Annotated in this window: 10 protein-coding genes; 1 reads left to right on the forward strand and 9 read right to left on the reverse strand. The window is 43.0% G+C overall.

Annotated features, from left to right (window positions below):
• Positions 1 to 4 precede the first annotated feature (4 nt).
• The 4 genes from D6853_RS09925 to D6853_RS09940 form a co-directional block, all read right to left on the reverse strand.
• A complete protein-coding gene (locus tag D6853_RS09925; RefSeq protein ID WP_120657843.1) occupies positions 5 to 1,564 on the reverse strand; it encodes an ABC-F family ATP-binding cassette domain-containing protein in 1,560 nt (519 codons plus the stop codon).
• A 6-nt stretch (positions 1,565 to 1,570) separates the two neighbouring features.
• Positions 1,571 to 2,407: a patatin-like phospholipase family protein gene (locus tag D6853_RS09930; protein WP_120657844.1), complete on the reverse strand. Its 837-nt coding sequence runs from the start codon at positions 2,405 to 2,407 to the stop codon at positions 1,571 to 1,573.
• Positions 2,404 to 3,246, reverse strand: coding sequence for a DUF3737 family protein (locus D6853_RS09935; protein WP_120657845.1), 843 nt, complete (start codon positions 3,244 to 3,246; stop codon positions 2,404 to 2,406). The genes D6853_RS09930 and D6853_RS09935 overlap by 4 nt, the downstream gene beginning before the upstream one ends.
• 236 nt (positions 3,247 to 3,482) lie before the next feature.
• Positions 3,483 to 5,390: an EAL domain-containing protein gene (locus D6853_RS09940; protein WP_120657846.1), complete on the reverse strand. Its 1,908-nt coding sequence runs from the start codon at positions 5,388 to 5,390 to the stop codon at positions 3,483 to 3,485.
• A gap of 338 nt (positions 5,391 to 5,728) precedes the next feature.
• Here D6853_RS09940 and D6853_RS09945 point away from each other — a divergent pair, with 338 nt between their 5' ends.
• On the forward strand, positions 5,729 to 5,974 hold the full coding sequence (locus tag D6853_RS09945; protein WP_120657847.1) for a hypothetical protein: 246 nt from the start codon (positions 5,729 to 5,731) through the stop codon (positions 5,972 to 5,974).
• Positions 5,975 to 6,082: 108 nt separating this feature from the next.
• Here D6853_RS09945 and D6853_RS15425 read toward each other — a convergent pair whose 3' ends face one another.
• From D6853_RS15425 to leuS, 5 genes are all read right to left on the reverse strand, one after another.
• Entirely contained in the window at positions 6,083 to 6,823 is a 741-nt protein-coding gene (locus D6853_RS15425; protein ID WP_120657848.1) for a hypothetical protein, read from the reverse strand.
• Between the two features lie 43 nt (positions 6,824 to 6,866).
• Positions 6,867 to 7,601 carry a hypothetical protein gene (locus D6853_RS09955; RefSeq protein WP_120657849.1) on the reverse strand — a complete coding sequence of 245 codons (735 nt, stop codon included), beginning with the start codon at positions 7,599 to 7,601 and terminating at the stop codon, positions 6,867 to 6,869.
• Between the two features lie 9 nt (positions 7,602 to 7,610).
• A complete protein-coding gene (locus D6853_RS09960; protein WP_120657850.1) occupies positions 7,611 to 9,254 on the reverse strand; it encodes a sensor domain-containing phosphodiesterase in 1,644 nt (547 codons plus the stop codon).
• Between the two features lie 32 nt (positions 9,255 to 9,286).
• Positions 9,287 to 10,660 carry a diguanylate cyclase domain-containing protein gene (locus tag D6853_RS09965; RefSeq protein ID WP_158588724.1) on the reverse strand — a complete coding sequence of 458 codons (1,374 nt, stop codon included), beginning with the start codon at positions 10,658 to 10,660 and terminating at the stop codon, positions 9,287 to 9,289.
• A 114-nt stretch (positions 10,661 to 10,774) separates the two neighbouring features.
• Entirely contained in the window at positions 10,775 to 13,204 is a 2,430-nt protein-coding gene (gene leuS / locus D6853_RS09970) for a leucine--tRNA ligase (protein ID WP_120657852.1), read from the reverse strand.
• Between the last annotated feature and the right edge of the window lie 66 nt (positions 13,205 to 13,270).

Consider the following 13,270-nt stretch of genomic DNA (forward strand, 5'->3'; position numbering starts at 1 on the left):
GGTGTCAAACTCTTGTTGTCCACTTGGTACAATCGATTACCTGTGCGCCCATATCCTCGTAAAAATCAGGTTCGTGGCATACCATAATGATGCTTCCTTTATATTCCATGAGAGCTCTCTTAAGTTCTTCTTTTGCATCAACATCAAGATGGTTCGTGGGCTCGTCGAGTACAAGTAAGTTTGACTCACGATTTATCAGCTTACAAAGTCTTACCTTGGCCTGCTCTCCACCTGATAAAACTTTGCACTTACTCTCGATGTGTTTGGTCGTAAGTCCGCACTTTGCAAGAGCAGATCTGACCTCATACTGAGAAAATCCGGGGAATTCCTTCCAGATCTCTTCCATACAGGTTGTCTCAATATCGGGCGACATTTCCTGTTCGAAATATCCGACCTCAACATTCTCTCCAAGCTCAGCGGATCCGCTTATCGCAGGGATAAGTCCGAGGATACTCTTTAAAAGAGTCGTCTTACCGATTCCGTTTGCTCCCGTAAGTACTATCTTGGTATTTCTCTCCATCGTGATATTAAGCGGAGATGAAAGAGGTTCATCATAGCCTATCACAAGGTCTTTTGTCTCAAATACGATCTTACCGGGCGTTCTTGCCGTCTTAAAGTTAAACTCAGGCTTTGGCTTTTCCTGAACCTTCTCGATAAGGTCCATGTTATCAAGCTTCTTTTGACGTGCCATCGCCATGTTTCTTGTCGCAACTCTAGCTTTGTTCCTTGCAACGAAGTCCTTGAGATCCGCGATTTCCTGCTGCTGCCTGTTGTACGCCGCCTCTCTCTGAGCTTTTTTCATCTCATAAACTTCCATGAACTTGTCGTAGTCTCCGACGTATCTGTCGAGCGAATGCGTCTGTCCGTCCATGTGATAGATGATATTCACGACGCTGTTAAGGAACGGAATGTCGTGAGATATCAGGATAAAAGCGTTATCGTATTCCTGCAGATATCTTGTAAGCCAAACGATGTGCTCCGCGTCGAGATAGTTTGTCGGCTCGTCAAGCAAAAGAATGTCCGGCTTCTCCAATAATAGCTTAGCAAGAAGGATCTTGGTTCTCTGTCCTCCCGAAAGCTCCGTAACGTCTCTGTCGAGGCCAAGCTCAAGAAATCCCAGCGCTCTCGAAACCTCTTCTATCTTGGAATCGATCAAATAGAAATCTCTGTTGGTCAAAAGATCCTGAATCGTGCCGAGCTCTTCCATCAGCTTTTCAAGCTCTTCTTCGCCCGCTTCTCCCATCGCGTCGCAGATTTCGTTCATCCTCTGCTCCATCGCATACAAAGGCTCGTACGCTGAAGCAAGGACATCTCTTATCGTCATGCCGCTCTTAAGGACAGCGTGCTGATCAAGATAGCCTACATTAACGTTCTTGGCCCACTCGATGTTACCCGCATCGGGCATGAGCTTTCCGATAATTATGTTCAAAAAAGTGGACTTGCCTTCGCCATTGGCTCCCACAAGTCCAATGTGTTCTCCCTTAAGAAGTCTGAATGACACATCATCAAAAATGGCTCTGTCTCCAAAGCCATGTGTCAGGTGTTCAACATTTAAAATACTCATAAAGCCTCACCACTGTCCCATACTCAAGAATTCGATCGCTTTAGCTCTTCCGTGCTGATAAACTCTCTCGAGCTCTTTTTCGTCTTTCTCAATGGGACTTACATTTAAAGGCGCATCGGGCCTTATTACCATAATCTCGCCCTTAGCCTCTTTTTCTCTTATATATTTCTTTTCATCATTGTACATGATGTGGCGATCCGCCATACACTTTATCATGTTAGGATACTTCCTAAGCATGATCTTTGCAAGCGGCATAAGCTTCTGCTCGCCCTTAACGTAGTCTTTGGGCTGCGTCTCGATAACAAGTATCTTGTCATAGCCCTGCTCTTCCATGAATTTCAGTGGGATTGAATCTGAAATGCCTCCATCGAGATACACTCCGTCGTCTATATGCACAGGCCTTGATACAAGCGGCATTGAGGCTGACGCCCTGATCCATTCGATATCCTCTTTTCCGCCGGTTGTGAGCTTATGGTAAACAGGTTTTCCTGTCAAAAGATCTGTCGCAACGCAGTAGAACTCCATCGGATTATTCTGAAAAGTCTCTATATCCCACACGTCAAGCTTGTAAGGGAGCTCATCGTAGCAGAACTTCGTGTTATAAATATCTCCGGTAAAAAGAAGTGAAGACAAGCTGTGATATCTTTTGTCCGTGCAGTATTTCTTGTTATAACGAAGTGCTCTTCCGTGTTGTTTGGATTTAATATTGCATCCGAAGGTCGCACCCGCAGACACACCAACCGCGCCGTCAAAGGTGATACCTCTTTCCATAAACACATCCAAAATGCCGCAGGTAAACATCCCGCGCATTGCTCCGCCTTCCATTACAAGTCCTGTTTTCATCTGGTTATGATCTCCCCTGTGCAGTCCATGACCGCAGCTTCTCTGATTATCTCTCCTATGCTGTCTGCGACGATCTTGCCCGACTTCGGATTCTTGACGGAATCGATATGTCCCACGATATCCGCTTCTACTTCCGAATATTCAAAAGAAAGATCGCAGTCTTCCATCGTGCAATTTATAAGTCTAAGTCCCTTGCAGTAGCAAAGCGGCTGTGTTCCTATTATCTTGCAGTTGATAAGTGTGAGATTCTCGGAATACCACGCAAGATACTCGCCCTTAACGATACTGTCTTTTACGGTAACGTTCTTGGTATGCCAGAAAGCATCCTTGGTATCAAGATTACTGTTTGTGATCTCCATATTCTCAACGTATTGGAAGGAGTATTTGCCCTTCATGTTCACGTTATCGAGCTTAATGTTCTTACTGTCGAGGAAAAGATACATCGACTCAATGCTCGAATCAAGAAGGGAAATATTGTCGCATTTCCAGCCAAACTCCTCTGATACTATATCACACTTTTGAAGCTTTATGTCTACGCATTCTCTGAGCGCCTTTATCCCGCCGAGCTTGCTGTCGTGAATAAAGCCCTTTTTGTCATACCAAAGCGCAGCTCTTGTAAGATCGTTCATGGTAGAATTCTCAATCTCAAAATCAGTCACATGCCAAAGCGGATAACGAAGAGAAAACTTACAGTCACTGACTTTAATATTACGCGCTTCCTTAAGTGCGGATTCTCCGTCGGCAGGGCCGTCAAAGACGCAGCTTTTTACTTCCGCATCCGTAAGATTATATAAAGCTCTTTCCTCATCAAGCTGTTTATTTTCCACTAAATTTTTCATAGTAAAACCTCTTCAAGGCATCTTTCATGCCTTACGTAAAACCATTTTATAACCAAATCATTATAGCAGCAAAAATTAGATTGTGCAAAATCTTTTTTGCAAGAAATAAAAGTGCACCGCCTATAAAAAGAAAAATCTCCTTAGCGGCGGTGCACATGCCAAAACTACTATAAACTGATATATTACAGGGCTTTATCCGGCCCATTTATCCTGTTATTTAATGATTATTATACATGCTACTCGGTATCCTTTTCAATACGTCCGTACTTTTCTACAAATTCATCCATAGGTATCGGCATTGAGTAATAATATCCCTGAAGATAGTCGCAGCCGATATCCACCATCGCTTCTGCCATCTTCTCATCCTCGATTCCTTCAGCAGTAACGCTAAAGCCCATCCTCTCGAAAGTATCGACAAGATTGGGAAGGATAACATCCGGCTCCTTACAATAATCCCAGACAATGCTCAGATCAAGCTTGATGTTGATGAACGGATACTTCTTGAGCCTTGAAATGTTGGAATAGCCTTTACCGAAGTCGTCAAGTACAAAAGAAAAGCCTTTTTCTTTTATGTTGCCTATCTGCTTCTCCATGAGTCCCTCTTCACCCATGGCATCTTCCGTAACCTCAAGGTGAATGATCTCCGGCGGGATATCATATTTTTTTAATATGGAAAGAAGTCTCTGATCAAGGTCCGATCTCATGAACTGCACAGGAGAAAGATTGACGTTGATCCACCTCATACCCATTTTTCTTATATCATTGTCCTTAATGAATCGGCAAGTCTTGGCAAATACCTGCTCGCCAAGCTGATTGATCTTGCCGTTCTTTTCCGCAATCGGTATAAAAAGACCCGGTGGCACAAGCTTACCGTTATTGTCACGTATCCTTGCAAGCGCCTCCGCACCTACAAGCTTACCTGTGAGCGCGTCCATAACAGGCTGCAGGAACACTTCGACTTTGTTGTTATCAACCGCGTATTCAAGCGATTTTTTTATCTCCGTTCCCTTTGCCGCCTCTTCCATGATCTTGCTATCAACATAGTTTATGCTGCCGTCTTCGTTCTTTTCCACAACCTCAAGTGTACTTATGATCATGTTCAAAACCGCGTCGCTGCTGCTGTATTTGCCCGAATCGATTACCGCGTATCCGGCCTCGAGATAAAGCTCTGTATCATTGGACTTCCAAGGGCTCATAAAACGCTTAACAAGGATGCTGTGAACCTTCTCGACATCCATGTTCTCATCGCCAAGGATAACAAATCTTCCGCTTCTGAAATAGAAGACTTTGTACTTTTTAAACGTATGATACAGATAGGTGCCCATGATCGAAATGCCGCTATCCATCTGCCTTCCGCCGTAGATTTCGCGAACCTCGCTGTAATTATGGATAATGAACGCCATGATCTTGTATTTCTTTTTGCCGTTTATCTCATCCAGATACTCCTTGAGCGCCCTGCTGTTAAAGGCATAGCTTCTGGCTTCAAGATAAAAGTCGGGATTCTCGAAAGAAAGGTAGATTATCGTGATAGCTATAAGGCTGAACGTATCCATAAGAAGGTGTCTTGGGTAAAGGATCCTAAGAACCGTACCTGCCAAAAGAACCGTATTATAGAAATACACGCCCTTGATATCTCTTCTTCTCTTAGGAACATCTCTAAGGTGATACGAGACAACATATGAGCCGAGTATCAAAAACCACTGAACAAAGTTTAGGTAAAAATAGAATGGCCCCTCATGATATCCGGTGTCATCAACATAAAAGATCGCATGAGTTATCGGACTTGAAAGCACGATAAGAAAAGATATTATTATAGGAATCTTCACGAAAAGAGATCTCTTTTGTCCATCCGTATAATCGATCTTAAAAACATTAAGAGTGAAAAAGTAGAAATGAAGCGCCCTTATGATAAAGAAAATAAAATACGCACCATTAAGCAGATACAGCAGCACTATGGGAAACGCTGTGTAATGATCGTCCGCAAGACCCGAGACAATATCAAGAGAAGTTACCGCGCACTGCAGCAAAAGAAGGCGCAAAAAGGTACGATTCATCTTGATCGGAATACGAGGAAGATAAAAATAATATAGTGCATATAAAAGAATTACCAAAAGACTAGGGATTGCAAAACTATAGTTCCACATAAAGTTTCTACCTCTTCATGCTAAAGATCCCGAAGAAACAATTGTCAATTTTTGGTATAGAAAATAACTCAATTTTATATTACAACAATTTTGTACCATTGTACGTCAATTTACATAAATTTAAGGAATTTTGCAGAAAAGAAATTTGTGTCCACTTTATGAAAATTTAATAATTTAGCGATGCAAAGTATTACAAAACTACTATGCTTTTATCGATTATTAGTATATAATGTATTCATTAAATGAAATTTTGTTGTGAAACCACAATAGGTTGAGGGGCCTTGAGTTTTACAAGCCACTTCGTTTAATAATTTCTTATGAGATGGAGGAATTGCATAATGAGAAGATCTAACAAGATCAAGACAGGCATGAGCCATGGGTGCATTGAAATTATGGCTGATGCTATTAAGGCTAAGGAACAGAACCTATCGTACGGTAAGCTTAAAGCGCTTGAGATGATGGGTAATGTAGCACTTCAAGAGGAGGAGTACAGTTCCGAGTATTCGGTTCACACTCAGGACCTCGTTCGAAGAACGGAGCACACTTCCGAAAAGAAAGCCGTTGCATTCGTTAAGATCAGATAAGAATATATAAAGAGAAGGTTTATATATAAAAACAAAATAGGGAAAAAAATCCTCGGAGTAAAACCTCCGGGGATTTTTTTGTCTCCACAACCACCGATACCGGCGGCTTTATGAATATAATCCGGCTCTGATATCTTCTTTTAAGCCGTCATAGCAGTCTGATATTTTAACTGTGCATTCTTTCTTCTGTTCGTTATAAAACTTGATCTTTAGTGCTCCGAATTTGTTTTCTGCTATCTCCGGATTGTTAAGCTTTAAAAATCCATATTCTCCCAGCTCTGTTCTGATTCTCTCAAATCCTTCATTCTCACTTTCATAAAAAAGGATTCTTTCCGATAATGTCCTTTTATTATTTGGTTTTACCTTATATGCTCTTGAATGCGTTTCCAAATATTCAAGTACACTATCCAATCCATCAATATAATTTTTGTCATCACGTCGCATAGCGTTCAATTGCTTGCGATAACTGTTCTCTCTCATAGCAACGTTTATATTATGTCCCAGTGTAAGTGCTTGCTCAGCTGAACCTGCTGGGGCATATATCGGTGGTATATCGCCTTTTTTATCCACCATTTTCCCGGTTCCAAACAGTCTTATTACATACAGCTTATTATCCCGTCCGATCAAACATGTCGACGCAGACCAATTAAACTTTTTAGCTACGATAAGCATTATCCAAGCAATGAGAATTATAAACAGAAAAACCGCAATAACAGGATTCATTCCTGTTGTAAACATTACCAAAAACATCAAGCCAATCATGATAAAAGTGAACAGCGCACAAAATAAGTTCGTATTTTCAGATACAAGTGTTTTTTTCCTTCGGGTCTTATAAATCTTCTGAGTCATATAGTCCTCTTAATATGTCATTTAATATTCAAATCAAAATTTATTACTTCTGCACCTTTATGCGCTCATCTCCGGCAAGATAATTAAGAAGCGCCTGGCGGGCGTGTTCTTTATCGGTAGCTTCGACACTGACCGTGAAGCGGTAAGTGTGGTTTTCTTCGTCTTCGGATTTGCGATTCTTTTCCGCTTCAATGATGGACTTGTCTTTGGTGTCTTCACCGGTAAGCTCCATGATATCGTTGATTGCAAAGCGCCTGAACATATCTTTGTGTTTTTCGTTCTGAAGATATGTGTTAATAAGATGAAGTGTGTCACCGAGATTAAGATATGCGCCGTGAAGGAAGGATTCCATATCGAGGATATCCTCTTTTTGCGCTTCATTACTATCATCCCAGGTAAGCTCACGGTTTACGAGTTCTTCCTCGCTCTCGGCGTTATTCTTTTGCCACTCCATGATGTACCACTTCCAGATCTGGAGGCGCTTCCTGTTGACGTCCTCATCGCTAAGCTCAGACATTTTCTGAACCGCATGCCTTGTGCCGCGGGCAACAAGTGCATCCGTAGTTTTGTTTATATCGTATGTCCTGCTGAAGACAATCTTCTTTTTCTCAAGATTTTCTATGGAAAGTCCCATAGTATCTCCCGACAGGCTGCTAAGATACAGAACATAGTCTCCGTGGCGCGCAATAACTACAGGTCTTTTGCGGATAACATCTCTAAACTCCATAAAAGACCTCAGAACATCGTCATTTTGAATGTAACGAAAGGTTCTGCTCATATTGCCTCCTTAGAGGTATTTTTTCTTAAAGTCCTCAATCCTGCAGGGATGTCCGTAAAAGAATCCCATAAGATCGGAAATAGGATATTGCCTTGCAAGTTCCGCCGTTCCGGCATCCTCAACACCTGTAAAGCACGTTCTTATACCAAGCCTGTGTGAAAAAGAGGTAACGGCTTCAACCATGTACTTGTTTGTAAGGTTATCTTCCATTCCGCCTGTAAGCGAAGGCACAAGACTTATGAAATCAATCGGCATATGGCTTACAAGGTCAAGTGACGCAAAGTCCGAAACATCGAGACCTATCTTGAGTCCGCATGATTTAAGGAATTCCACCTGGCTCTTTAAATGCTCGATAGAAAGCTGTCTGCAGCTCTGTGTAAGCTGCAAGCAAAGAGCCGTTGCGGGATAACCCGTCTTTCTCATTATCTCCAAAAGAGTCGTCCTAAACTCGGATTTTTCAAGCTGCATATAAGCAAGGTTTACGCTTAAATAAAAATCTCTTCTCTCCTGTCTTATCGGCATCGCATCGACCAGCGCCGTTTCAAGTATCCAGTTGCCGAGCGAATAGAATACCGGATCCTGTTCAAGCCATGGAACAAACTCTGATGGCGATACATCTCCGTAAGGCTCTTTTTCCCATCTGACAAAAACTTCCATTCCTACAAGATTGCCGTTTGCCGCTGAAAAAATAGGCTGATACTCAAGATGGAAACCTTCAAATCCGTTGATCACACAGTTTCTGACTTCATTAACGAGCTCTATGCTACTGTTGTTGTTCTCTGCATGATCGTTGTGAAAAATAATAAGGTTGCCGTGCTTCTGCGTCTTGGAGTAATCAAGCGCGTACTTGGCGCTTGTGTATATCGAATGCTCATCGACATCAAGATCTGTCGCAACGACTAGTCCGCCACCCATTTCAGCTTTAACTGTCTTACCGTCGATCGAAAGCCCTTCTCTGGTAAATGCCCTCATACGACCGTATAGCTTTTTGATATCATCGAGTTTCATGCTCGGAGTTATAAGAGCGATTATAGTACCCTCGCCTCTGTAGGCCTTTCCGTCGGGCCCGCCCTCGCTTTGCAGTTTCTCGGCGACAGCCTTTAGTAAGCTGTTTCCCGTCATATATCCGTAGCGTCTGTTGATCTCACCGAAATCTATAACGTTGACCATGAGTATCGAATACTCTTTTCCCTCAGTCTTAAGACTTCTCATATAGTTGAGCATCTCAAACTGGTTGGGCAAAAGAGTTATCGGATCGTTGTTGTCCACGATACCCTTATTGATAATCGAGCATGCGTAAAAAACCGGCTTGTCCGAATAGTCTTTTATCACGACTCCTCTACATGAGCAAACGACAAATTCCCCGTTCTTATTCCTTGCTCTGTATTCGAAGTTAGGATCCAGCTTATCTCCTGCATATACGCGCTGAATGTATTCGGCATACTTATCCCTGTCATCGGGATGAATCCTCATCTCCCAGACCGATTCCGCATTAAAAATATATTCCCCGGATAGTCCGAAATAGTCCACTGCATTGAGCGACCATCTCGAAATATTTTTTTCCATGTCGTGTACATAGACATAACGGCTTCTCGATGTTACCGCAAAGGTATCGAAAATCCTATTGATTAAATCGTAAGTTCCTCCCGCCATATTCTGTAATTCCTCTTATTCTGCGTGTTTTATTATCTGTCGAATTTAACCGACTTATCGCCCCTTACAAAACGCCTTGCCTTTATTAGTCTCTTGTTTGAATACATTGCATCGTCGGCTTTTTTGACAATGTCCTCTATATTGACGCCGTCGTCCGGGAATCTTGCAAATCCCGCACTTATCATCACTTTAAGCGTTATATCCCCGACTGTTACGTCTCGTGCGACGTTGGTCCTTATTCTTGCTATGACATCTTCATAGAAAAATCTGTCGTGCTTGCCGTGAATTACTACGACAAATTCATCTCCGCCTATTCTAAACGCAATGTCTTTTTCCCTGATGCTGTTAAGAAGTCTCTTGGCCACAACGTTGAGGAGCTCATCTCCAACCTCATGACCGTATGTGTCGTTGACCATTTTAAAATCATTCAGATCTATGTAGATAATACCGAACGGACTCTTTTTCTTAATGAGATCATCGGTATGTTCCTTGTAGCTTCTGGGATTATGCAGGTTGGTAAGCGCGTCGGTATACGACAACACCGCAAGCTCTCCCGCATTTTCCTTTACGGACATATATGACGAAACCGCAATCGATGTAAGTATGCTAAAGATAAGGCCGATCAGGAATGCAATAATTATCTCCTTAAGGTCCATCCAGTTCCCCACAGGCGAGATCATAAGTGTCCAGAAGCCGCCGCCAACGGTACTGATCATTGACGAGATCGGAGCCGCAAGCTCTTTTTCCGAATACTCCATAATTATGCGCTCATCGCCTGTCAGCATGTTGTTGCCGATAAGCTTGTATTCATAGCCCTCGTCCGCGAGAGCTTTAATATTTACTTCCGATAAAAAGTCGGACAGACCGAGCGTTATCGAAGCAAATCCCCAGAAATTGTCTGCATTCTTTTCGCCAAGATAAACGGGGCGCCTTATAATAACGCCGTAGCTTCCGTCTGATAACGTAACGGGCGCAAGTATCACGGAAAGGCCGGTTTTCATGCTGTTTTCCGCGTACACCCCTTCGACGGAATCCTCAAAAAGATTCTTTCTCTCGGCTATGCCGTTGTCCAAGGGATACATGTAGCTAATTACCCCGTTGGGAGCAAGTGAAACGCTTATAACATCAATATAATCATTAAAAAGAGCTTCTCCCATCGTCTGAAACTCTTGCTGAGTGAGATTTCCGTCTTCATTGGCAATCTCTATCTCAAATATCCTTGTGATATAATCTCTTGATTCAATCTCAGCCTCAATCCTTTCGCTGATTGAATCGGCTATAAACTGCGCCTTTTCTCTCCTTGAAGCGGTCGCTCTTGTCAGATAAAAGAATGATATGAAGGTTGTAATGATAAGTGTCACGATGAAAGTTATCGTACCTATCTTTTTGATCTTTCTTTTTCCCATATACATCCTCAGTTATTTAAAATTGGCAATACTTAGATTAATTATATCATAATATGAAAAAGGATATTACGGGGGTTTGCCTCGTAATATCCTTTGAATACTTTAAGCGGATTCTTATCGAATTACTATATTCACGATCCTGCCGGGAACATAGATCTCTTTTACGATAGTCTTGCCATCAAGCTTGTCAGCGATGAGCTCTTTACCCTTGGCGATAACTTCGTCTTTGGGATCTTCCTTGCCGATAGCAAGTGTGGCCTTAACCTTACCGTTGATCTGAACTGCGATCTCTACTGTGTCTTCTACGCACTTAGACTCATCAAATGTGGGCCAAGGCTCGAAGGCAATAGTATTGTCGTGTCCAAGCTTCTGCCAGATCTCTTCACCAACGTGAGGGCAGATGCATGACAACATCTTAATAAAGTTCTCGGCATACTCTCTTGGGCACTTTCCTTCCTTGTATACCGCATTAACAAAGATCATCATCTGAGCTATGGCTGTATTAAAGCCAAGTGCCTCGAAATCACCTGTGACCTTCTTAACTGTCTGATGATAAACTTTCTCAAGATTGCCGTTGTTGTCATCAGTGATGTTTGCAGGCTCTGTAAAGAAAGTAAATACGCGGTTGATAAACTTTCTTGCGCCTGTAACGGCTGCGGAGTTCCAAGGCTTAGATACTTCCAAAGGTCCCATGAACATCTCATACAGGCGAAGCGTATCAGCTCCATACTCGTTTACAATATCGCTGGGGTTAACAACAAACTCAGGGAATCTCTTACCCATCTTGATACCGTTCTCACCAAGGATCATTCCCTGATGAACAAGCTTCTTGAAAGGCTCTTTTACCGGTGAAAGGCCTTTGTTATAAAGGAAACGGTTCCAGATACGTGAGTACATAAGGTGTCCTACAGCGTGCTCGGGACCGCCGATGTAAAGATCAACCGGCATCCAGTGCTTAAGGAGTTCCTGATTGGCAAACTCTTTATCGTTATCGGGATCGATATATCTGAAATAGTACCAGGAAGAACCTGCGGAACCGGGCATGGTTGATGTCTCTCTTGTTCCCTTAAGTCCGTTCTTGTCATATGCTTTCCACTCTGTTGCGTTCTCTAAAGGCGCCTTGCCTCCGCGTCCCTTGTAATCCTCAAGCTCGGGAAGAACAACGGGAAGCTCGCTGTCATCAAGGAAAACAATGCTTCCGTCTTCTTTGTATACGCAGGGAACGGGCTCGCCCCAATAACGCTGTCTTGCGAAGATCCACTCACGGAAGTGATAGTTGACCTTCTCTCTTGCAACGCCCATATCTACGAGCTTCTTGGTGATGGCTTTCTTGGCATCTTCTACAGTCATTCCGTCGAACTCTTCGGAATTCATAAGGATGCAGCCCTTGCCGAGATAATCCTGCTTCTCAAATGCATGTCCTGAAACATCGACTGTTCCTTCTGTATTGTTGATGACCTGAATAAGCGGAAGTCCGTGAACCTCAGCATACTCAAAGTCTCTCTGATCATGTGTGGGTACGGCCATAACGGCACCTGTACCGTAGCTTGCAAGAACGAAGTCACCGATAAACAAAGGCACTTCCTTGCCGTTTACGGGGTTGATCGCATAGATTCCCTTAAGAGGGCATCCTGACTTGGTCTTGTTAAGATCTGTACGATCAAGATCGTTCTTTTTAAGTGTCTCATTTATATATGCCTGAACCTCGTCTAGATTCTCAACGCGGTCCAAAAGTCCCTTAACGATCTCTCCGTCGGGAGCAAGTACCATAAAGGTAATACCGTAGATGGTCTCGATACATGTCGTGAAGATTGAGAACTCTCCGCCGCCTACGATCTTGAAATCAACCTCAACACCGGTTGACTTACCGATCCAGTTACGCTGGATCTCCTTGGTTGACTCGGGCCAGTCAATCTCATTAAGTCCGTCAAGAAGCTCCTCAGCGAAAGCCTGCTGATCGATAACCCACTGCTTCATCATCTTTTTAACAACGGGATATCCGCCACGCTCTGATTTACCGTCGATTACCTCATCGTTGGAAAGAACCGTTCCCAGCTCCTCGCACCAGTTAACGGGCATATCGATGTGCTTGGCATAACCGTCTTCATACAATTTCTTAAAGATCCACTGTGTCCACTTGTAGAACTTGGGATCGCTTGTTGCTACCATCTTGGACCAGTCATAGTCAAATCCAAGCTCCTTGAGCTGCTTGGAAAAAGTCTCTATATTCTTCTCTGTGAATCCGGCAGGATGGTTACCTGTTGTAACCGCATACTGCTCAGCAGGAAGACCGAATGAATCGTATCCCATGGGATGCAATACGTTATATCCCTGCATTCTCTTCATACGTGACATGATATCTGTAGCCGTATATCCTTCGGGATGTCCTGCGTGAAGACCTACACCTGACGGATAAGGGAACATATCAAGGGCATAATATTTGGGCTTGGAAAAATCCCAAACGTCTGTCTTAAATGTCTGGTTCTCTTCCCAATATTTCTGCCATTTACTTTCTATTGCGTGATGATTGTATACTTCTGACATGAGATACTTTTTCTCCTCCAATTATTATGATGACAGGGTAAAAAGGTCATAATGCGTTCATGCTTG

The sequence above is a fragment of the Butyrivibrio sp. X503 genome (assembly GCF_003625475.1).
In the GTDB taxonomy this organism is placed as follows: domain Bacteria; phylum Bacillota; class Clostridia; order Lachnospirales; family Lachnospiraceae; genus Butyrivibrio.

Coding starts and splice junctions, on each gene's coding strand:
- D6853_RS09935 (WP_120657845.1), bottom strand. CDS start 3,246: ATGAAAAATTTAGTGGAAAATAAACAGCTTGATGAGGAAAGAGCTTTA.
- D6853_RS09965 (WP_158588724.1), bottom strand. CDS start 10,660: ATGGGAAAAAGAAAGATCAAAAAGATAGGTACGATAACTTTCATCGTG.
- D6853_RS09930 (WP_120657844.1), bottom strand. CDS start 2,407: ATGAAAACAGGACTTGTAATGGAAGGCGGAGCAATGCGCGGGATGTTT.
- D6853_RS09960 (WP_120657850.1), bottom strand. CDS start 9,254: ATGGCGGGAGGAACTTACGATTTAATCAATAGGATTTTCGATACCTTT.
- D6853_RS15425 (WP_120657848.1), bottom strand. CDS start 6,823: ATGACTCAGAAGATTTATAAGACCCGAAGGAAAAAAACACTTGTATCT.
- D6853_RS09940 (WP_120657846.1), bottom strand. CDS start 5,390: ATGTGGAACTATAGTTTTGCAATCCCTAGTCTTTTGGTAATTCTTTTA.
- D6853_RS09945 (WP_120657847.1), top strand. CDS start 5,729: ATGAGAAGATCTAACAAGATCAAGACAGGCATGAGCCATGGGTGCATT.
- D6853_RS09955 (WP_120657849.1), bottom strand. CDS start 7,601: ATGAGCAGAACCTTTCGTTACATTCAAAATGACGATGTTCTGAGGTCT.
- D6853_RS09925 (WP_120657843.1), bottom strand. CDS start 1,564: ATGAGTATTTTAAATGTTGAACACCTGACACATGGCTTTGGAGACAGA.
- leuS (WP_120657852.1), bottom strand. CDS start 13,204: ATGTCAGAAGTATACAATCATCACGCAATAGAAAGTAAATGGCAGAAA.